Annotated in this window: 20 protein-coding genes and 1 riboswitch; of the genes, 1 reads left to right on the top strand and 19 read right to left on the bottom strand. The window is 63.9% G+C overall.

Going from position 1 to position 20,893, the window contains the following annotated elements; translation table 11 throughout:
* Positions 1 to 3: 3 nt before the first annotated feature.
* From ACZ9EJ_RS05450 to ACZ9EJ_RS05360, 19 genes are all read right to left on the bottom strand, one after another.
* Positions 4 to 1,401: a M20/M25/M40 family metallo-hydrolase gene (locus ACZ9EJ_RS05450; protein WP_046639071.1), complete on the bottom strand. Its 1,398-nt coding sequence runs from the start codon at positions 1,399 to 1,401 to the stop codon at positions 4 to 6.
* Between the two features lie 89 nt (positions 1,402 to 1,490).
* Positions 1,491 to 2,348 (bottom strand): carboxylating nicotinate-nucleotide diphosphorylase, encoded by an 858-nt coding sequence (gene nadC, locus ACZ9EJ_RS05445; RefSeq protein ID WP_046639070.1) that lies wholly within the window; start codon positions 2,346 to 2,348, stop codon positions 1,491 to 1,493.
* 1 nt (position 2,349) lies between these two features.
* Positions 2,350 to 3,891: an L-aspartate oxidase gene (locus ACZ9EJ_RS05440; protein WP_046639069.1), complete on the bottom strand. Its 1,542-nt coding sequence runs from the start codon at positions 3,889 to 3,891 to the stop codon at positions 2,350 to 2,352.
* Positions 3,888 to 4,859 (bottom strand): quinolinate synthase NadA, encoded by a 972-nt coding sequence (gene nadA / locus ACZ9EJ_RS05435; RefSeq protein WP_046639068.1) that lies wholly within the window; start codon positions 4,857 to 4,859, stop codon positions 3,888 to 3,890. Before nadA ends, ACZ9EJ_RS05440 begins: the two co-directional genes overlap by 4 nt.
* Positions 4,860 to 4,927: 68 nt before the next feature.
* Positions 4,928 to 5,830: an NUDIX hydrolase gene (locus ACZ9EJ_RS05430; RefSeq protein WP_046639067.1), complete on the bottom strand. Its 903-nt coding sequence runs from the start codon at positions 5,828 to 5,830 to the stop codon at positions 4,928 to 4,930.
* A gap of 97 nt (positions 5,831 to 5,927) precedes the next feature.
* Entirely contained in the window at positions 5,928 to 6,866 is a 939-nt protein-coding gene (locus ACZ9EJ_RS05425) for an ABC transporter substrate-binding protein (RefSeq protein ID WP_046639066.1), read from the bottom strand.
* Positions 6,863 to 7,645 (bottom strand): ABC transporter permease, encoded by a 783-nt coding sequence (locus tag ACZ9EJ_RS05420; RefSeq protein WP_046639311.1) that lies wholly within the window; start codon positions 7,643 to 7,645, stop codon positions 6,863 to 6,865. The genes ACZ9EJ_RS05425 and ACZ9EJ_RS05420 overlap by 4 nt, the downstream gene beginning before the upstream one ends.
* 135 nt (positions 7,646 to 7,780) lie before the next feature.
* Positions 7,781 to 7,884: riboswitch (TPP riboswitch) on the bottom strand.
* 63 nt (positions 7,885 to 7,947) lie between these two features.
* A complete protein-coding gene (locus tag ACZ9EJ_RS05415) occupies positions 7,948 to 9,636 on the bottom strand; it encodes an ABC transporter permease subunit (RefSeq protein WP_046639064.1) in 1,689 nt (562 codons plus the stop codon).
* Complete coding sequence (locus tag ACZ9EJ_RS05410; RefSeq protein WP_046639063.1) at positions 9,633 to 10,682, bottom strand: ABC transporter substrate-binding protein; 1,050 nt, start codon at positions 10,680 to 10,682, stop codon at positions 9,633 to 9,635. The genes ACZ9EJ_RS05415 and ACZ9EJ_RS05410 overlap by 4 nt, the downstream gene beginning before the upstream one ends.
* 21 nt (positions 10,683 to 10,703) lie before the next feature.
* Positions 10,704 to 11,729, bottom strand: a complete 1,026-nt coding sequence (locus ACZ9EJ_RS05405; protein ID WP_046639062.1) for an ABC transporter ATP-binding protein — start codon at positions 11,727 to 11,729, stop codon at positions 10,704 to 10,706.
* On the bottom strand, positions 11,719 to 13,350 hold the full coding sequence (locus tag ACZ9EJ_RS05400; RefSeq protein WP_046639061.1) for a CocE/NonD family hydrolase: 1,632 nt from the start codon (positions 13,348 to 13,350) through the stop codon (positions 11,719 to 11,721). Before ACZ9EJ_RS05400 ends, ACZ9EJ_RS05405 begins: the two co-directional genes overlap by 11 nt.
* A gap of 4 nt (positions 13,351 to 13,354) precedes the next feature.
* Complete coding sequence (locus ACZ9EJ_RS05395) at positions 13,355 to 14,170, bottom strand: creatininase family protein (RefSeq protein WP_046639310.1); 816 nt, start codon at positions 14,168 to 14,170, stop codon at positions 13,355 to 13,357.
* Between the two features lie 21 nt (positions 14,171 to 14,191).
* Positions 14,192 to 15,706 (bottom strand): class I adenylate-forming enzyme family protein, encoded by a 1,515-nt coding sequence (locus ACZ9EJ_RS05390; protein ID WP_046639060.1) that lies wholly within the window; start codon positions 15,704 to 15,706, stop codon positions 14,192 to 14,194.
* Between the two features lie 142 nt (positions 15,707 to 15,848).
* Entirely contained in the window at positions 15,849 to 16,832 is a 984-nt protein-coding gene (locus ACZ9EJ_RS05385) for a LysR family transcriptional regulator (RefSeq protein ID WP_052753939.1), read from the bottom strand.
* Positions 16,833 to 16,983: 151 nt separating this feature from the next.
* A complete protein-coding gene (gene minE / locus ACZ9EJ_RS05380; RefSeq protein WP_046625576.1) occupies positions 16,984 to 17,244 on the bottom strand; it encodes a cell division topological specificity factor MinE in 261 nt (86 codons plus the stop codon).
* Positions 17,241 to 18,056, bottom strand: a complete 816-nt coding sequence (gene minD, locus ACZ9EJ_RS05375) for a septum site-determining protein MinD (RefSeq protein ID WP_046625573.1) — start codon at positions 18,054 to 18,056, stop codon at positions 17,241 to 17,243. Before minD ends, minE begins: the two co-directional genes overlap by 4 nt.
* Positions 18,057 to 18,086: 30 nt before the next feature.
* Entirely contained in the window at positions 18,087 to 18,815 is a 729-nt protein-coding gene (gene minC / locus ACZ9EJ_RS05370) for a septum site-determining protein MinC (RefSeq protein ID WP_046625571.1), read from the bottom strand.
* Positions 18,816 to 19,645: 830 nt separating this feature from the next.
* Positions 19,646 to 19,792, bottom strand: a complete 147-nt coding sequence (locus tag ACZ9EJ_RS05365) for a DUF1127 domain-containing protein (RefSeq protein WP_007759327.1) — start codon at positions 19,790 to 19,792, stop codon at positions 19,646 to 19,648.
* A 148-nt stretch (positions 19,793 to 19,940) separates the two neighbouring features.
* Positions 19,941 to 20,327, bottom strand: coding sequence for a RidA family protein (locus tag ACZ9EJ_RS05360; RefSeq protein ID WP_046639059.1), 387 nt, complete (start codon positions 20,325 to 20,327; stop codon positions 19,941 to 19,943).
* Positions 20,328 to 20,578: 251 nt separating this feature from the next.
* Between ACZ9EJ_RS05360 and ACZ9EJ_RS05355 the strand changes: the two genes are divergently transcribed.
* The gene (locus ACZ9EJ_RS05355; RefSeq protein WP_046625567.1) at positions 20,579 to 20,815 is read left to right on the top strand and encodes a BrnA antitoxin family protein; all 237 of its coding nucleotides are present in this window, start codon (positions 20,579 to 20,581) and stop codon (positions 20,813 to 20,815) included.
* Positions 20,816 to 20,893 lie beyond the last annotated feature (78 nt).

Raw genomic sequence — 20,893 nt, 5'->3', positions numbered from 1 at the left:
AGGTTACTCGGCAAGTGCCGCGAGAATACGCACCCAGGAGCGGATGCCCTTGTGGAAGCTCGACAGGTCGTATTTCTCGTTCGGGCTGTGAACGCGGTTGTCGAAGCGGGCAAAGCCGACCAGCAGGGCATCGCAGCCGAGCCGACGCTTGAACTCGCCGATGATCGGGATCGAGCCGCCGGTTCCGGCAAGCGCCGCCTCGCATTCCCACTCGGTGGAAAGCGCGGCAAGCGTCTTGGTTAGGAACGGGCTCTCGACCGGCATGACGGTCGCCGGCGCCAGGCCGAAATCCTTGAACGTCACCGAGCAATCGGCCGGGATGCGCCCCTGAACGTGTGCCTTGAAGGCATCGCGGATCTTTTCCGGCACTTGGCCCTCGACCAGCCGGAAGGAAATCTTGGCGGTCGCCTTGGCCGGGATGACGGTCTTGAAACCCTCGCCGGTATAACCGCCGCTCATGCCGTTGATCTCGCAGCTCGGCCGCGCCCAGACCTGTTCGAGGATGGAGCGGCCCGCTTCGCCCGCCGGAATATTCAGCCCGATATCGGCGAGAAAACCCTTCTCGTCAAACGGTAGCCGCTGCCACTGCGCCTTGATGGCTTCCGGCAGTTCCTTGACGCCGTCGTAAAAACCTTCGACCGCCACCCCGCCATCCGGCGTCCTGAGGCTCGACACGACATCCGACAGCACCTGCAGCGCGTTGCGGGCGGCATTGCCGAACATGCCGGAATGCAGATCCCGGTCGGCGCAGGTGATCTCGACCTCGGTGCTGTAGAGCCCGCGCAGCATGGTGGTGACTGCCGGCGTTTCGCGGTCCCACATGTCGGTGTCGCAGACATAGACCATGTCGGCCTTCAGCTCGGCGGCGGTGGCATCGAGGAACGGCGCAAGGCTCGGGCTGCCCGCCTCCTCCTCGCCTTCGAAAAGGATGCTGACCTGCACCGGCAGTTTGCCGGTCACCGCCTTCCAGGCGCGGCAGGCCTCGACGAAGGTCATCATCTGGCCCTTGTCGTCCGAGGCCCCGCGCGCGACGATCGCGGTATCGCCATTCGGCAGCGGCTCCAGCCGCGGCTCGAACGGATCGCTGGTCCAGAGCGCCAGCGGATCGACAGGCTGGACGTCGTAATGCCCGTAGAACAGCAGATGCGGCCCGGCCGCCTCCTTCTGGTGCGCGACGACCATCGGATGACCCGTCGTCGGCCGGACGGACGCATCGAAGCCGATCGAGGCGAGATCGCGGCTCAGCCACTCGGCTGCCGCCTTGCACTGGTCGCGATAACCGGGGTCGGTGGAGATGCTCGGAATGCGGATGAGATCAAAGAGGCGCGCAAGGCTCTTGTCGATATCGGCATCGACCAGAGCCAGCACCGCATCGATCTGGTCTTGGGGTATTCTCGGCATCTTGCACTCCTTGCCCGTTCTGTGTTCCGGATCAAGGATGTAGCATTGTTTTCAACGGCTCCGGAAGCGCTCGGGCGCCGTTGCTCACCCTAATCTGCAGACCGGAAATCGAGCCCGATATCCAGCGTCGGCGCACTATGGGTGATCCAGCCGACGGAGAGCAGGTCGACGCCCGAGGCCGCCACGGCTGCGGCTGTCTCAGGCGTGATCCCGCCAGACGCCTCGGTGATCGCCCGGCCGCCGACGATACCCACTGCCTCGCGAAGCTGGTCGGGCGTCATGTTGTCGAGCAGCACCGCATCGACACCGACCTCTATGGCTTCATGAAGCTGTTCGAGCGTATCCACCTCCACCTCGATCTTGACCATATGACCGACGCCGGCCTTGGCACGACGGATGGATTCGGCAATGCCGCCGGCAATCGCCACGTGATTGTCCTTGATCAGCACCGCGTCATAGAGCGCAAAACGATGGTTCATGCCGCCGCCGGCACGCACCGCATATTTTTCCAGCGCCCTCAATCCCGGCGTCGTCTTGCGGGTGCAGACGACGGAGGCCCTTGTGCCTTCGATCGCCGCGACGATGCCGGCCGTGACGCTGGCGATGCCGGAGAGATGGCCGAGAAAGTTGAGGGCCGTGCGTTCGCCGGTGAGAAGGCCTCTGGACGGGCCTTCGATCGTGGCGATCACGTCGCCCGGCTTCACCGCCCCGCCGTCCTCGATATGGCGGGTCATGACGATCTTCGGGTCGACGAGCTGGAAGGCCAGTTCCGCCGCATCGAGGCCAGCGATGACGCCGGGCTTGCGGGCCGCCATGACAACGGTTGAGCGATGACCGGCCGGAATGACCGCCGTCGACGTGACGTCGCCGGCAAGGCCGAGGTCCTCCAGAAGTGCGGCGCGCACCGGCGGTTCGACGAGAAGTCGCGGAAGAGCAGCAAGGATCATGTCAGGCACTCCGGGCAAGGGGACGGGAGGCGGCCGCGCGGGCGATCTCCAGCGCGTCGGCGAAGCACATCTGCCGCCGCTCCGCATAGGCGAGCTTCAATGGGAAATCGGTGCGGGCATGCGCGCCGCGGGATTCCTTTCGCAGCGAGGCGAAGACTGCAATCAGCAGCGCGACGAGGGCCGGATCGGCGGCGGATCCTTCGCTCTCGACGAGCGGCAGCAGGCTGGCTATCGCGCCATGGATGGCACCGGCATTTCTCAGAACACCGAGATGTCGTGATACGATCGGCCGCACGGCGGAAATATCCGCCGGCACCGGCAGTTGGGCATCGGCAAGCCGATGCGCGGTTTCGGCCGAGGTCGCCGAGAGATCCTGCGCGGCCCGCATGCCCAAAACGGCCGCTTCGAGCAGCGAATTGCTGGCCAGCCGGTTGGCGCCATGGAGGCCGGTCGAAGCCGCCTCCCCGACCACCCAGAGGCCGGGCATGGAACTGCGGCCGTTCCCGTCCGTCGCCACACCACCCATGTGGTAATGAACGGCGGGACGAACCGGGATGAGGTCGGAATTGGGATCGACGCTCGCCTCCCGGCAGAGTGCGTCGATCGCCGGGAACCGGCTGGAAAAGCCGCTTCCAAGCGCCGGCCGGGCATCGAGAAAGACACGCCCGCCGCGGGCGATCTCGGCGCTGATAGCCCGCGCCACGATATCGCGCGCAGCGAGTTCCGCGCCCGGTTCGCGGGCAAGAAAACGCTCGCCCTTTTCGTTGACCAACACCGCCCCTTCCCCCCTTACCGCTTCGCTCACCAGCGCCAACGGCCGTCGTTGGGAATCGAGCGCTGTCGGATGGAACTGCACGAATTCCATGTCGGCAAGCACCGCTCCGGCACGCGCGGCGAGCATCACGCCCTGCCCGAAATTACCGGTCGGATTGGTGGTCGCGTCATAGAGCCCGCCGAGACCGCCGGTCGCCAGAACCACCCGCGAGGTCGGCAGGATGATCGCGCCCTTGCCCGTCGCGCAGAGCAGGCCGGACACCGCGCCGTCGTTCGTCAGAAGCCGTCGCACCTCGACACCGGCAAGCACCGTGATCGACGGCGTTGCGGAGACGGCCTCGACCAGGGCTCGGACGATTGCCGCACCCGAGCCGTCGCCCGCCACATGCACGATGCGGCGCCGCGAATGGGCGGCTTCGAGGCCGAGCGAGAGCGAGCCGTCGGCGGCCCGGTCGAAACACACCCCGAATTTTTCCAGGATGGCGATGGCATTCGGGGCTTGCCTCAGGATCGAAGCCGCCACCGCCGGATCGCAAAGTCCGTCGCCGGCGGCGAGCGTATCCGCCAGATGCAGGTCCGCGCTGTCGTCAGCGCCGAGGCTTGCGGCGATGCCGCCCTGCGCCCAAGCGCTGGAGGTCTCCGCACCCAGCGCCGCTCGGGTGATCAGGACGACGGGTTGCGGCGCCAAGGTCAGCGCCGTCACCAGCCCCGCCAGACCGCTGCCGACGATCGCGACGCGGCCGGCGAGATGGTCGAGGATCTCGGTCATATGGCGAGCATCCTCTCGACCGCGCGGCGAGCGGCGACCGCGATCGACGGATCGACAGTCACCTCATGCTGGTTCTCTTCCAGCGCCTTGCGGATGTTGGCGAGCGTGATGCGCTTCATGTGCGGGCAGAGATTGCAGGGCCGCACGAATTCCACATCCGGATGATGCACAGCGACATTGTCGCTCATCGAGCATTCCGTCAGAAGCACGACGCGGGCCGGCTTCTTTTGGCCGACATAGTCCGACATGACGGCAGTCGAACCGGCAAAGTCGGCCTCTGCGACCACTTCCGGCGGGCATTCCGGATGCGCCAGAACCACGACGCCCGGATGTGCCTCGCGAAGATCGCGGACATCCTGCGCGTTGAACAGCTCGTGCACCTCGCAATGGCCATGCCAGGCGATGATCTCGACATTCGTCTCCCGCGCCACGTTCTGCGCCAGATATTCGTCCGGGATCATCAGCACTTTGGGAACGCCAAGCGATTCCACCACCTGCTTGGCATTGCCGGAGGTGCAGCAGATATCGGACGCCGCCTTCACCGCCGCGGAGGTGTTCACATAGGTGATGATCGGCACGCCCGGATGCGCCTGCCGCAGCAGCGCGATATCTTCAGGCGTGATCGAATCCGCCAGCGAACAGCCCGCCGCCATGTCCGGGATCAGCACCGTCTTGCCGGGATTCAGGAGTTTCGCCGTCTCCGCCATGAAGTGCACGCCGGCGAGCACGATGACATCCGCATCCACGTCGATCGCCTTGCGGGCAAGCGCCAGGCTGTCGCCGACGATATCCGCGACGCCATGAAAGATTTCCGGCGTCTGGTAATTGTGGGCAAGGATGACGGCGTTGCGGGTGCGCTTGAGCTCCAGGATCGCTGCGACATCCGCCTCGTAGCTCATCCACTCCGCCTTCGGGATGACGCGGCTGACACGATCATAAAGCGAGGAAACCGAAACCGGAGAATTCATGAACAGCTCCTTTTATACTCGAAGTGAGTATATCCGGCGCAAAGAGATATTCTCGATTCGAGTTTATGTCAATTGCGTGAAAGCGGAAGTTTTGAACCGGACAGCGCACGCTCTTCGAGAACCGCGTGACGGTAGCGGAAAAGCTTGGCCGGCCGGCCGCCGGTCTCGCTGGTCGCCTCGCCGGTTTCCTCGATCAGCTCCTGCTGGTCGATCAGCCGGCGGAAGTTCGGCTTGTGCAGGGTGAGCCCCGCCAGCGCCTCGACGGTGCGCTGTAATTGCGACAGCGTAAAACTCTCCGGCATCAATTCGAAGACCACCGGACGGTATTTGATCTTGGCGCGCAACCGCGCAATGCCTGTCGCCAGGATACGGCGGTGATCGGCAAACATCGAACGGCCGAAACTCCTGGCCGGCGGACAACCGGCCTCGGTGACAAGCCCCGCCTCATACATCAGCTCATAGCGCTGCAGGCCGAGATCCTCGTTCCAGACGGCGCCATCAAGGCCGAAGGCGAAATCGACACGGCGCTGGCGGTGCTCGCGGCGCGCTGGTTCCGAGGCGATCCAACCCTCAAGACGCCCGGTGATGTCGGCCAGAATATCCGGCCCACCCCTGCGATGATCTTCCCAGGGGAAATATTCGTACCAGCCGTGCCAGCCCGGTTTGCCGGCGCCGGGTGCGGCCTGTTCGCGGACGAGGCCGAGATAGCTGATCGAGATCGTCCGCCCCTCGGCATCCTCGTGGGTCCGGTCGCGGTCGGCAAAGGTGTAGAGCTGTTCGAGATAACCGAGCGGATGGCCGGTCTGGTCCCTAACCCATTCCCGCAGCCCGGCCTGAAGGCTCCGGTGGCCGAGCTCGAAAGGCCCGGACGGAAGCGCATCTCCGGAGCGAACCGTCATCACGCGCGGCTCGTCGCCGGTGACGGCGGAAAGAACCGCGATCAGTTCCGCATGGGCAAGTCCGATGGTCAAGCAAACTCCGGGGTCCGTAACGTGGAATGCCTATCTGGCATGGAAATCACGTTACGCGAACCCCGGCGTTCAAATCAAACAATATCAGCGACTTGGCCTACCTGATTTCCACCGCGACGTCGGCGACAGACGGCACGCTCTTGATCAGCCCCACTTCCTGCATGAAGGCGGCGAAACGCTGGTAGCGGCCGTAGTCGAGTGCGGCCGGGCGCTTGGCAAAGCGCGGCAGCGTGTCGAAGAATGCCGTGCGGTTCAGCTCGTCGTCGAGGTTCGGATAGGCCTTGATGAAAAGCTGCCAGGCTTCCTGCGGATGGTTGGTGATGAAGATCGACGCCTGTTCTACCGCATGCAGGAAGCGCGGCAGGCGGTTGTCGGCGGCAGAATCGCGGCGGGTGACGAAGATCAGCTCATCGTAGGCCGGAACGCCGTGCTCTTCCGGGAAAAATGCACGGCCCGCATGGCCTTCCAGCTTCATCTGGGTCAGCTCGAAGTTGCGGAACCCGCCGAGCGTCGCATCGACCTTGCCGCCGATCAGCGACGGCGACAGCGAGAAGTTGACGTTGATCAGCTCGACATCGTTGTTGGACAGGCCTTCCGAGGCCAGCATGCGCTTCAGCATGGCATCCTCGAAACCGGTGACGGAGAAGCCGACCTTCTTGCCCTTCAGGTCCTTGAGGCTCTTGATCGGACCGTCCGCCAGCACCGTCACGGTGTTCAAGGGTGTCTCGACCAGCGTGCCGAACCGCACCAGCGGCAGGCCCGCCTCATGGTCGAGATAGAGATTGGGCTGGTAGTGGATGCCGATATCCGCCTGGCTTGCGGAGACCAGGCGCGGCACCGCAGAAGGGTCGGACGGCGGAATCAGCTCAACATCGAGGTTCGCATCGGAAAACAGGCCGCGCTGCTGGGCGATGACCATCGGCGCGTGATCCGGATTGACGAACCATTCGAGCAGCACGCTCAGCTTGTCGGCCGCCTGCGTGGGCGCGGCCAAGCTGGCGAGCGCGATGACGGAGGCGGTGAGGATACGGATCATGATCGAACGGAACTCCTTGATGCAGATTGGGATGAAGGATCGGCTTCGCTGGCCCAGGGGGCGAGACCGGCCGTCAGCCGGTCGATGAGAAGCCGCAAAATGAGGGTGAGGATGGCGAGTATGGTCATGGCCGCGAACACCGTATCGGTCTGCATGCGCGCATTGGCCTGGACCATCACGAAACCGAGGCCACCCGACGCACCGACCCATTCGCCGACGACGGCACCGAGCGGCGCCAGCGGGGCTGCGACCCTGAGGCCCGAGACGAGGCTCGGGATCGCCAGCGGCACGCGCATCGACACCAGCGTCTGCCAGTGCGAGGCGCCCTCCAGCGAAACGGCATCGAGGATTTCCTGATCGGTGCGGCGAAGACCGTCGGCAAAGGCGGAGGCGACCGGAAAGAAGATGATGATCGTCGTCATCGCCACCTTCGAGGCGAGGCCGAAACCGAGCCACAGAACCAGTATCGGCGCCAGCACGAAGACGGGAAAGGCCTGCAGGATCAGCACCATCGGCCAGACCAGACGGCCGAGCCGCGGCAGCGCTGCGACACCGAAGGCGGTGGCGATCCCGAGACCAGCACCGATCACCAGCCCGAAGACGATTTCCGTCAGCGTGACGAGACTGTTCTGCAGCAGGAAGCCGGGCTGCCGCAGAAAGGCGGACGCGACGGCAATGGGAGACGGCAGAATATAGCGAGGCGGAGCAAACAGCCAGACGCCCGCTTGCCAGAGGGCGACAAGCAAGACGAGGCCGATGACCGCGTGGGAGGCGCGCATGATGCTACGCGTCGAATCCAGACGCGACGGCTGGATATCCTTTTGGGACAACGGAAAGAATGAATGTCATCGGTCGATCTCCAGATCAGCTCAATCACGGAGATCCAGGTGAAGCGGAGAAGAGAAAAATCGTCGGATGACGCCTATTTCCGTTCCTACGCCGGCATGACCCGGATCAGGTTCAAGGGTCCGGCTCAGCGCCATCTCAGCATCGTCAAGATGCTCCCCTCGGAATGGGACGATAACTGTCGGTTTTCAGTATGCCTGTCAAGCGGTCCGGCCGGCCCGCCATCGTTTCCAATTCAGCGTGCGTAGAGCCTGTCGAGACGGACCACCCGGCCCACCAGCACCAGCGCAATGACCGTGAAGACGATCAGCACGGCCGAGATGGCATGCGCCGTCGGCTCCAGGCTGAAGGTCGATTCCGAATAGATGCGGACCGGCAGCGTCGTCAGGCGGGCGGTGGTGAGGAAGCTCGTCACCGTCACCTCGCCGAAGCTCAGGAGGAAACCGACGATGCCGGCAGCAAACAGTCCCGGCGCCAGACCCGGCATGATGATCAGGAAGAACCGCCGCGCAGGGCTTGCCCCGAGGCTCGCCGCCGCCTCTTCCTGCGCCCGGTCGAGCCCCATGACCGAGGTGGTCAGAAGCGTGATGGCGAAGGGAAGGATGACGATCACGTGGATTGCCACGAGGCCGAAAAAGGGTGGAATGATCAGGTAGATCTGCAGCAGCCGCAGCATGCCGACGCCGATCGCCACATGCGGCAGCGACATCGGCAGCAGCCAGAAGGTCAGAAGCGCCGAGCGGCCCTTGAACGGATAACGGGCGAGCGCAAACGCCGCCGGTAGCGAGAGCGCAAGCGCCACCAGCATCGAGGTGACGGCAAGCTGCACCGACACCCAGAAGGCATCCGCATAGGTCCCCGCAAAGAACACCGCTTCGTACCATTTCAGCGTGAAGCCGCGGAAACCGGACGCGGTCGCCTGCGGCACGTCGTTGAAACTCTGGATGCAGACCAGCACCAGCGGCAGCAGCAGGAGCAGCAGCGAGGTGGCGAGCAGCAGTTTCGAAACGAGCGGCCCGAGAATGTCGATGACCGGCACGATCCAGCGCGGAATGCTCCATGGATTGCTGGGCTTGCCCTTCAGCCACGGCATGAGGCGGTTGAGGAGATAGGCGCAGAGCGCCGCAAACGCGAGACCGGTCACCGTCATGATGATCGCAAGTGCTGCGGCAAGCGGTGCGTTGAGGTTCTTGATCGCCTCCTGCAACACCAGCATACCTGTGGTCCAGACCTTCTTGCCGCCGAGCAGCGAAGCGGACACATAGGCCGTGGTCGCCATCAGGAAAACGATGATGGCGCCGGACCGCAGGCCCGGCAGCGAAAGCGGCAGGTCCACCGTGAGGAACCGGACCGCCGGAGACGCGCCAAGGCTCTGGGCCGCCTCATGCACGCGCGGCGAAGTGTTCTGCAGGTTGTCGTAAAGCGCCAGCACCATGAACGGCAGAAACACCTGCGCCAGCGCGACCGCGACCGCGCCATGGGTGAACAGCATGTATCTCGCAGGCGGAATGCCTACGAGGCCGGTGACCGAATTGATCAGCCCTTCCGGCGCAAGCAGCAGGATGATGCCGAGCGAGCGCACCACGACATTGGTGAGCAGCGGAATGAGGATGACGGCGAACGCGGCCGCGCGGTATTTTACCGGCATCCGCGCCAGCCAGTGGGCGAGCGGATAACCGAGAAGCGCGGTGATCACCGTAACGCCGAGGCCGAGCAGGATGGTTTCGGAAACGACGCCGAAATAGAAACTGTCGGAGACGATGTCCCGGAACTGGGCGATCGACGGCGCCAGGAACAGCGGGCCGAAAGGATCGGGATACTCGTGCAGGGAGAGCACGAGGACCACGAACATCGGCGCCGCGAAGGACAGAAGCAGCCAAAGGGTGACCGGCGCTGCAAGCGCCGGCCCGATCCAACGGTTCATCCCGCGATCTCCCGATCGTATTTCGCCTGCCACTTGGCGCGGCTGGCATTGATCACGTCCCAATCGAAATCGACGAGCTTGGCGACATCGGCATCGCCGAGCACGAGTTTCGACTTGAGATCGTCCGGGACCGTGATGTTGCTGACGGTCGGCGAATAATAGATCTGGCGTGCATAGGCGAGCATGCAGGGCTCGGAGAGGTGCAGGTTGATCCACTCTTCGGCGAGCTTCTGGTTCTTCGTGCCCTCGGTGATGCAGGCGACGTTCATCGAAAGCGCCTGCCCCTCGACCGGCTTGGCGATCGCAATATTGGGGTTGCGCGATTCCACATAGGACTGGGTGAAACTGCCGAACTCGACGGAAAGGTCGGCGAGCTTCTGGTCGAACATTTCGAAGAGCTGCGCCTGGCTGCCCTGGATCGCCGCGAACGGCTTCAGTTCCTTGACCTTTTCGAAGGCGATGTCGGCGTTCTTCTCGTCCCCGCCCCAGACGCGGGCAGCCATCATCAGCGCGGAGATGCCTTCGGCGCCGAGACCGTCCGGCCAGGCGATGCGGCCCTTCCATTCCGGGTTCCACATGTCCTTCCAGGAGGTGATCGGCTTCGACGCCTTGGTCTTGTTATAGACGATCGTGCAGGGGTTGAAGGCAACGCCGTAACCGCCCTTGCGCGCGCTCGGATAGAGAGCCTCGAAGTTCTTGACGGCTGGCGTCGGCGCCTGGGTAACGCCGTCCTTCACGGCCTGCCGGCTTTCGAAAATGTTGAGGTAGAGAACGTCGAAGCTCGGGCGGCCGCGCTCGGCATAGGCGCGGGCACGGCGATCACCGGTACCGCCGAGGACGTAGCTGACCTTGCAGCCGTATTTCTCGACAAGCGGCTTCTCGACATGTTCCTTGACGATCTTTTCCTGCGCGCCGCCCCATATGCCGACGACGAGTTCGTCGCCCTTCTTGGGCTCCTGAGCGGATGCGGGACGGATGATGTGGAACGGTGCGGCAAGGCCGGCACCGGCAATCAGCTTGTTGAATGTACGACGCGAGACGTTCATGTCTTGGTTCCCCTTTTTCGGTCAGATGAATGTGGCGCCACCCGGCTGGGTCTGGATGCTGCACGGCGTCCCGAGGGGCGGAGGCGGCATATCCGAAGGCACGATCAGGCGGATCGTGCCGCATGCGGATTGGATATCGGCTTCATACGTGTCGCCGAGGAAAGCGGAATTGACGAGCGTGCCGGAGACGTGCAGCGGCCCCGGCCCGTCGGAAAGCCTAAGGCGCGAGGCGCGCAGCACGAGACGGGTCGCACCCGAAGGTGCGCCTTCGCAGGTCAGCCCCGGCGCGGTGAACAGGCCGTTCTCGGTCTTGCCCTCGATCACCGTGCGGGCGCCGAGGAAGGAGGCGGTGAACGGCGAATGCGGGCGGTCACACAGCGCGACGGGCGTGCCGATCTCGGCGAGCAGGCCCTTGTTCATCACCGCCACGCGATCCGACATCGCAAGCGCTTCCTGCTGGTCGTGGGTGACGAAGACGGTGGTGATGCCGAGCCGCTGCTGCAGCGTGCGGATTTCGGTGCGCATGTCGGCGCGCAGATGGGCGTCGAGATTGGACAGCGGCTCGTCGAGGAGCAGCACGTCCGGCTCGATCACCAGCGCGCGGGCAAGCGCCACGCGCTGCTGCTGGCCGCCGGAAAGCTGGCCCGGATAGCGATCGTAATAGGCGCCGAGCCCAACAGTATCGAGTGCTGCGGCGGCACGCGCCCGGCATTCCGCCTTGCCCACATGGCGCATGCGCAGCCCGAAGCCGACATTGTCGAGCGCGGTCAGATGCGGAAACAGCGCGTAGGACTGGAAGACGACGCCGATATTGCGGGTATGCACCGGGCGCCTGCTGATATCCTCGCCATTGAGGATGATGCGCCCTTCGGAGGGCTGCACGAAGCCGGCGATCATCCGAAGTGTCGTCGTCTTGCCGCAGCCGGACGGCCCGAGCAGCGACAGAAGCTCGCCCTTGGCGACCTCGATCGTGAGGCCGCTGACGGCGACGGAATCGCCGTAGGTGGCCGTGATGTTGTCGAGCGTCAGGTAGTGCTTATGCGACATTTTCGGAAGCCTCGGGCATGATCAGGCGGGAGCGGGTCGTCCCGCCATGGCAGATGGAGATGGTGATGGGCCGGCGCGCCACCTCGGGCACGGAAGCGAACAGCCCGTCGCCGGGATGAACTTCGAAGACGGGCGCACCGGCGCCCTGCAGGGAAAGCCGCAAGGCAAAACCTTCCGGGACGGTGACGCAGACCGGGCGCAGGCTGATACGGGCCGAAAACCGTCGATCGCCCTCGAAGCGGGCATAACCGGTGCTCAGCACCCTCGCCTCTCCCGATGGGCCAACGAGCGAAAGCGCTGCGCAAAGGTCAAAACCTTCGGACCGCGACTCGACCTCGATCTCGGCCAGGGCCTCGCCGGCGAAGAACCGCGCCACCGCGAAGGGCTGGCTGGTATAGACGGCGACATCGGCGCGGTTGTCGTGCCCGCTGCGATCGGCAAAACCCGCCGGCGTGCCAAGATGACCACCGACAAGCGGCGTGGGACGGGTGGGATCGTGGACGAATGTATCCCGCGCTTCCGCACCGCTCTCCATCGAAAGACTGCCGTCGCTCACCAAGGCAGCGCCGAGACCCGACGAGGAGAGAAAAAAGTCGGCTTCGGAGGTGACGGGGCGGTCTGCGAGATCGAGCCAGCGCCGCCGCCCCATGTCGAACAGCCGGACCGGCTGCGGCTTTTCGCCAAAACCCTTGAGATAGAAATCGAAGAAGGCGAGCTGCGCGCGGTCAACCGAGAATTCCGCATCCGGCCCCATGTCGGTGGCACCGCCTGCGCGATTCCAGGGGGCATGAGCCCAAGGGCCGATCACCAGGTGGGTGCTGTCGCTGTGATTTGCCCTGAAGGCCGCGTCGGCAGCCCAGGTGCCCCGGAGCAGGAAGTCCGCCCAGCCGCCGGTATGGAGAACCGGGATGTCCAGCGGATCATCCGCCAGAAGCACGCCGGGTGACACCGCGTCCCAATAGTCCTTGTCGTCCGCCACCCACTTGGCGAGGTGCGATATGTCGGGCCTGGAGACCAGCAGGTCCCGAAGGGCCACATCGTCCCCGGCGGCGCCGATTTCCGCATAGGTCTTGGCGTCCTCGCGCCGCGCCGCCGTCAACCGCGCCATCTGCGCCGCCCAGCCGGCATTTAGCCCGAGCCGGAAGGCATTGCCCTCATAGGCCCAGTCGTCGCGCGGCATCCACGAGCCCATCGACGGCGCGATCGCATCCGGCCTCACGCTCCCCTTGCCGGCGATGGCGAAATACTGTGTCACCGCCTGGTAACTGAAGCCGTAGAGGCCGAGCTTGCCGTTGCTTCCCGGCAATGCTGACGCCCATTCCAGCGTTCGCGCCCCGTCCGCGATCTCGCTGACAAAGGCCTCGAAGACGCCACCGGAATCGCCGCAGCCGCGCACGTCCTGGATGACCACGATATAACCGTGGGCGGCATACCAAGAGGGATGCGCGAGCACGAGAGTGGAGGCAATCGCCCGCCCATAGGGCTGCCGCATCAGCAGGACCGGGAACGTACCCTCCGCCTGCGGACGATAGATATCGGACACCAGCACCACGCCGTCATCAAGCAGAAGCTCGCCCCTTTCGGGGCCGGCAACGCCGTATGGTGCGCGGGCTGTCGTCAAGTCATCAACCCTTGTACATGGTTTTCGAGGTGATCCGGTCGAGCGGGAAATCCAGCACTTCCTTGATCAGCTTCAGGAGGTTGGCGGCGCTGCGCTCGACATAGAGACGGCCGCGTTCGGCATCGCCGGCGGCCGCGTTACCGCAGGCGCCGGAGGGCTGCACGTCCTGGGTCTGCCAGCCGTAACCGATCCGGCCTTCCGGCATCAGCAGCCCGCCGGCCGCTTCAAGTTCGACGGAGACCGGCACGAAATCCTCGGCATATTGCATGTCGATCAGCTCGCGATGCAGATGCAGCATGACGCTGGTCTCCGCCTCGCCACCATGGATGCCGTGCTTCATCTCGTGGGCGCTGAACAGATCCGAGAAGTCGGCACCGGCACTCGCCCAGGCGCTGACGGCGAACATGTCGAGCTTGATGCGCAGCTCGCGGCAGACGATATCCATCACCTGCGGCTGGCCGCCATGCGAATTGACGAAGATGATCTTGCGGCAGCCGGCCCGGTTGACGCTCTCGCCGAGCTCGAACCACATCTTTGCGAGCGTGTCGTAGTTGAAGGTCAGCGTGCCCGGATAGGCGGTATGCTCGACCGACTTGCCGACCGGCATCATCGGCAGCACCAGCACCGGCAGGTCATTTTCCATCAGCTCGACCGTGCGGGCAACGACGCCGGCATTGATCGCGGCATCGACCCGCACCGGAAGATGCGGCCCGTGCTGCTCGACGGCGGCGATCGGCAGGATCGCCACGAACTTCTCCATCTCGAATTCGGAGAAATCCCTTGCCGTGTGGTCCCACCACCAATGCGATTTCAGTTTCATGGTCATGTCCTCGATTGTCGCTCAGGCCGCAGCGGCGCGTGCCGCCAGCTCCGCCTTGGCGATCTTGCCGGTGGGGGTCATGGGAAGTTCGGTCAGCGAAATGACCGTCATCACCGACAGGTCATAGGGAACGGTCGCCGCGATCTGCGCTTTGGCCGCCTCCCCGTCGATGGGTGCTGCAGCCTGCACAAAGGCGACCGGCCGGGTTTTCATCGCAGGATCGGGCACGCCGACGACCGCCGCCTGCTCGATGCCATCAACCGTCGAAAGCGCCTCTTCCACATCGCGCGGATACCAGGTCCTGCCACCGACTTCGAGGAGCTCGGAGCGACGTCCCATCATGGTGACAAAGCCGTGCCGGTCCATGGTGCCGATATCGCCGGTCCACAGCCAGCCGTCGCGCAACGTCTCGGCGGTCTTTTCGGGCTTGCCCCAGTAACCCCACATGAAGCCGCCCCGGAGCGCGATCTCGCCGACCGAACCGCAGGCAAGTTCGCTGCCGTCGGAATTGAGAATGCGGACTTCCTTGTCCGGCAGCGGCATGCCGGCGCGACGGGTCTCGATATCGGCGGCATCGAGTTTCGGGAAACCGAGCGCCACGAAACCGCCAAGTTCGGACTGGCCGTAGCTTTCGACCAGCGGCAGCTTCAGCTTGTCCTGCCAGCCCGCCTTCAGGACCGGCGGAACCGGACCGCCGCCGGACATGCTCATGCGCAGCTTCGCCGGTGCATGGCCGCGAATGGCAGCCTCGTTGAGCACGTCGGTCAGAATAGGCGGATTGGCGATCAGCATGGTGGCGCCGCGCGCTTCCAGTGCATCGAATCCGGTCGCTTGGGTCCAGCGGCCCATGACGTTGATCGCCGCACCACGCGAAAGCTGCGGCAGGAGATTGCCGACCAACTGGTAGGAACTCGACAAGGCGCTCGGGCCGAACGAAACGTCGTCCGCCGTGATCTGCAGCCGCTCGGCGATGCAGCGGGTCGCCCGCACCGTCGGCTCGTGCTTCAGGCAGGCGCCCTTCGGCTTGCCGGTCGTCCCCGACGTGTAGGAAAGATGGGCGATCGCGTCTTCATTGCCCGGATCGGCAGGTGCTTGCAGGGCCGCCGCCATCAGGTCTGGCAAGGAATGAGCGCCCGGCTGCGGCCCGTCCATGCAGATCAATGCCCGGATCGTGGGCACGCCAGCCGCTGCCGCACTCACCTGCTCATGCTTGTCATGGGTATAAACGACCACGGTCGGCTGGTGATCGCCGAAATAATAGGCAAGTTCGTCGGCGAACTTGACGTTTACGAGGGCTGAAATCGCCCCGAGCCGCCAGCAGCCGAGCATTACGCTCAAGTAGTCCATGCCGTTATGGGCAAAGATCGTCACCCGATCGCCCGGCTTGACACCGAAACTGTGCAGCGCGCCCGCAGCCCGCTCCATCGCATCGACGGCCTGCGCATAGGTCAGGCTCTTGTCGCGATCGACCCAGTGAAAGCAGGCGTGGTCGGGATCACGATTGGCCCCATCCACGAGAAGAGTGTGCATCAACATCTGAAATTCCCCGGCACTACATAAGCCTGCCCAATTCTTCAGCAGACAAAAACTCTGCCTGCAGCATGGGCAAATTTATTCCGCGGGTGAATGCCATGGCCGTCGATAGCGGGTATATCCGTTTGCTTATACTCGGTGCGCCTCAGGAGACCACCCGAAGCGGGATCCCCGAGGGCAACGGATGAAGCGTCTGGTCGAAACGGCGGGCGACGGTGCGGATGACGTTGCGCAGCCACCGGTTGGCGCCGCTGTTGTGAGCCCGCTCGTGCCACAGAAGATAGAGGTTCATCTGGTCGAACTCCCGCGGCGCCTCGACGAGCCGCAGGTGATCGGTCGGCGCGTTGGCGACGATATACTCGGCATAGGGCCGCGCGGTGGTGAAGATCAGGTCCGTTTCGGCCAGAATGGCCGGGATCAGCGCATATTCGGGGACCGACATGGCGATGTGGCGGCGCATCCCGAGCTGCGCCAGCCGGCCGTCGATGGGACTGTAGACGGCATTCGAGCCGGGCGTCGGCGAGACGTGGTCGGCATCGAGATAGTCCTCCAGCAGGAGGCGTCCGCGTTTGGCGATCGGGTTCGACTTCTGCACCACGCAGGCAATGTCGCAATGCAGGAGCGTGCTCGACTTCAGGCTCTGCTGCGGTGCCGGCCAGTTGCCGATCACCATGTCGACCCTGCCCGAGCCGAGGTCCTCGATCAGGTCGCTCTGCTCGGAGGGCGCGAAGAAATCGACCGATATGCCGGGAGCTTCCTTTCGGATGCTGGTTGCGATCGGCGGGATGAGGAAGGTGCCGAAACAGTTGACCGCGGCGATCCGCATCCGGCTGTGCACCATGCCCGGATCGAACTGGCTGCTGCGGTTGAGCGTATCCAGGAGACCTTCGAGCATGGTGGCGATCGACGCCATCACCTCCTCGCCCCGCTCGGTCAGCACCAGTTTCTGGCCGCTGCGCACGAGAAGCGGATCGGAGAAAATCTCGCGCGCCTTCTTCAGGCAGGCGCTGACCGCCGGCTGGCTGTGCCCGAGCAGCACCGCGACCTTGGAGACATTGCGCTCCCTGAGCAGCAGATAGGTGGTGCGCAGCAACCTGACGTCGATCGAGGGATTGATGTTCGCGTACACGGCCGTTTCCTCCTGCAGGGACAACCGTTTTACGAAGCAAGCGACGTGCCAAGCAGCCCGCCTTCGTTCGCGCAAGCAGGCGCGAAACACGAAACGCGGACAACCGGGTTGTCCGCGTTTCGAAACTCATGACCCTATCGAGTCTGCCTGCTCAGGCAGCCTGGCTGACGGCACCCAACGGGATCTCGACGTCGATCTCGAGGATCGTGACGTTCTCGTCACGGTCCATCTTGACCTGGACCTTGTCGCTGTCGACCTGCACATGCTTGGCGATCACCGCAAGGATCTCCTCGCGAAGCAGGGATACGAGGTCCGAGCCGCTCGACGAGCGCTCGTGGGCGAGAAGTACCTGCAGGCGTTCACGCGCCGTCGGTGCGGAGCGCTGCTTGCGGAAGAGGTTGAATATCGTCATGCGGCCCTCCGTGCGAAGATCTTGCCGAATATTCCTCGCTTCTCCCCGGGGATGGTGATCGGCAGAACCTCTCCTGCGAGCCGGCGTGCGGCTTCGAAATAAGCCATGGCCGGCGCGCTGCGGGCGTCCGCCAGGGTGACCGGCGAACCGATGTTGGAGGCACGCAGCACGTCCATGCTCTCAGGGATGATGCCGATGAGCGGGATGGACAGGATTTCCAGCACGTCCTCGACCTTGAGCATATCCCCCCGCTCGGCGCGGTTGGCATCGTAGCGCGTCAGAAGCAGGTGCTTTTCCATGCGCTCGCCGCGTTCGGCCTTCATCGTCTTCGAATCCAGCAGGCCGATGATGCGGTCCGAGTCGCGGACGGACGAGACTTCCGGGTTGGTGACAACCACCGCCATGTCGGCGTGGCGCATGGCGAGCGTGGCACCGCTCTCGATCCCGGCCGGGCTGTCGCAGATAACCCAGTCGAAGACCCGCTTCAGCTCGGTGATGACCCGCTCGACCCCCTCGGGCGTCAGGTTGTCCTTGTCGCGCGTCTGCGATGCCGGCAGCAGGAACAGCGTCTCCAGCCGCTTGTCGCGGATCAGCGCTTGCGTGAGCTTGGCTTCGCCCTGGATGACGTTGATCAGGTCGTAGACGACCCGGCGCTCGGCGCCCATCACCAGGTCGAGATTACGCAGCCCAACGTCGAAATCGACGACGACCACCCGCTCGTTTCGCTGGGCCAGAGCCGCTCCAAGTGCGGCAGTCGAGGTCGTCTTGCCCACCCCGCCCTTGCCTGAAGTGACTACGATGACTTTCCCCATCTTGCTCTCCTGTTTGCTGGCCGGTTCGGCTCAAATAAGTTTCTCTGCCATGATCGAATCCCCTTCGAGCCAAAGCTGGACCGAATGTCCGCGAAGGCCGGGGGCCATGTCGTCCGCCATCTTGTAGATGCCGTCGATTGCGAGCAGCTCCGCCTCGAGCTTGCGGCAGAAGATGCGCGCCGATGCGTTTCCGAGCGATCCCGCCATGGCCCTGCCGCGCAGGGTTCCGTAGATATGGATCGATCCGCCGGCGATGATTTCAGCTCCGGAAGCGACCGATCCAATGATCGTCACGTCGCCTTCGGGAAAGATCACCGACTGTCCGGATCGCACCGGCTCGCGGATGACGATGGACTGCAAGGTCGGACGCGCCTCGGGCACTGACGGCTTCGGCTCGCTGTTACGCAGCTCGATGATCGGTTCCTTGGCGACGGCCTCGTCGGAAACCGGGCGTCCACCTTTCAGTGCCGGAGGCATGCCAGGCCCCAGGATCGAAGGACGACCGCCTTCGATCCCCATGATATTGACGTTGCGCCCGGCAAGCTCGGTTATGAGCTCCTTCAGCTGGGTGCGATCGATCGGCAGGTCGCTGACATCCAGCACGACCGGCCGGCCCAGGAAGAAACCTGCGGAGCGCGCCGCCAGATCGTCCAGCCTGACAAGCCAGTCGTCGAACGGAAGATCGGGGGCAAGGACGACCGCCAGAAAAGAACGGCCCTTGATGCGGATAGAGCGAGCGTCTGTTAGCATTTTGGTCATCTGCGTAAAGAAATCGTTGATCTTTTTTTAGCGCCGACATGGTTAACAAAGAGTAAACAAGGACCCCTCAGAGGGCCCGGTTTTAACCGATCGTTACGATATTCCTTGCCCGTCAGGCTCACCTCGGCGGGCATCACCTTCGCGACGGCGAAAAGGCCGGGCCGGAGGTGGAACAGGGCCGGCCAACAAGACCGATATGCGCCGGACACGCATCATCTCTCCTGGTGTTTTCAGTGATGGTCGCGTTCCAAACCGCTGTGCGGGGTTCGGTCCTGCGGCGCAAATCTGCAGTCGCTCGGCGCGAATCGCGCGTTGATTCTGGCAGGCGGCCACCGCCTTGCCGGCAACACCGCAACGACCGCCTCACTCCGCCCCCCCGTTTTTCAGGCAGGAATCAATTTTCAGGCAGGAATCAATGTCGGCGGAACCTGCGCAAGCTGGTACCGTCAAACACGCGGAATTCTGAATTCTGGAAAACTACCGAGGCCCCAAAACGAAAAAGCCTGCCGCGGGAGGAGGTGCGGCAGGCTTTCCGAAAAGAACCGAACAGCGGCTGGGAGGAGGAGTGCCGCTATTCCTACAGACGTCCCTGGGAGGAGGAGTGGGCCGCCTGATAACACGAAGCTCTGCGGGAGGAGGTGCATCGCTTCGATAAGTATGACTATACAGCCATCCGGCTCGATTGATACCCACTATGTTGCAGTGCAGCTATACGTAAAATGCATACCGGAACAGAAATCCCTAAGAGATCCGAGCCGCCGCAGGCCTTCGACACGAAAACGCCCGCGGCAATGGCGGGCGTCACGTAAATTCCGTCGGAGATAGTGCGGTCAGCGACCGATGGCTGCCCGGGCGACATTGCGGATGTCGGCGCGGTCGATTCCGAGGTCCTGCAGCTCGCGGCTGGTCATGCGGCCGAGTTCGGTGACGGTCTGACGATACTTGCGCCAGTTGTTGAAAGAGCGTGCTACGTTCATGATCGGGTCCCTTTCCTGAGACTGTCTGACGTCAGCAACCGTTCTTGGCTCCAGCGTCGTTCGATGACTGTGATATAGGCGTCCGGAACTGCCCGGAAAAGCAACAATACCTCACGTCACCCATGCACAACGCGCATTGATACTGCGACTATGCCTCGGTCGATGCCGCAGCGCACACCATGATCATCTCCACCTTGAGGTTGGGATTGGCGAGCCGCGCTTGGAAACAGGCGCGGGCGGGCGGCGCCATGCCCGAAACCCAGGCATCCCAGACCTCGTTCATTTCGGTATAACCGTCCATGTCGGCAAGCATGATGGCGCAGAAGATCAGGCCCTGCTTGGCGCTGCCGATTTCGGCAAGACGCGCTTCGGCCTTGGCGAGCAGCTGCCGGGTCTGTTCGGCGACGCTCAAATCCCCGTCATAGGGCGACTGGGGCGTCACCGCGAAATAACCGGTGCCTTGATGCACGACAGCCGAGCTTCCGCGGCTGCCGACACCGAAACGCTGGATGATGGAAGAGAAGTCCTGGATCATGAAAAGCCTGTACTGGTTTTGAACGATGACGAGATGTGACCGCAACGCGAGCGGCGGCAACGAAGCCGCCGCCAGGATACCTGCATAGATCTTCGCCAGCTTCCAGACTTATTCGGCGGGGATCGAGCACTCGTCGGCTCGTTCCCCGCTCGGCGATTGCTATTTCGCCATGCTTGCTGATAGTGCGGGACGGGACCCGCGTCTGCAGGCCGGAACTGCGACGGCCCCCTTCCCTTTCTACGGAGATGATCATGACACGTCCCCCGCGCCGGCCCGTCAATCCGCTCGATGCCGCAGAGGCTCTGTTTGCGCCGGCCAAGAAATCGGCCCCGGCTCCCGCGGTCGAACGGCGAGCGCCGCCGAATGTGAAGGAACTTGTGTCCCTGAAGCTCGACAGCGACGTGCTCGCCTATTTCCAGGAGGATGGCCCCGGCTGGCAGGATCGCATCAACGAGGCGCTCCGTGAATCGATGAACGACAAGGGGTGAATGACGGGGAGCTCTTCGCGGACCTCGACGAGCCACGCAACGTCTTCGGCATGCTGCTCCGGCGCGAAGTCTCGCGGA

This window comes from Neorhizobium sp. USDA 3394, assembly GCF_056280385.1.
This window is presented reverse-complemented; position numbering and strand designations above follow the sequence as displayed.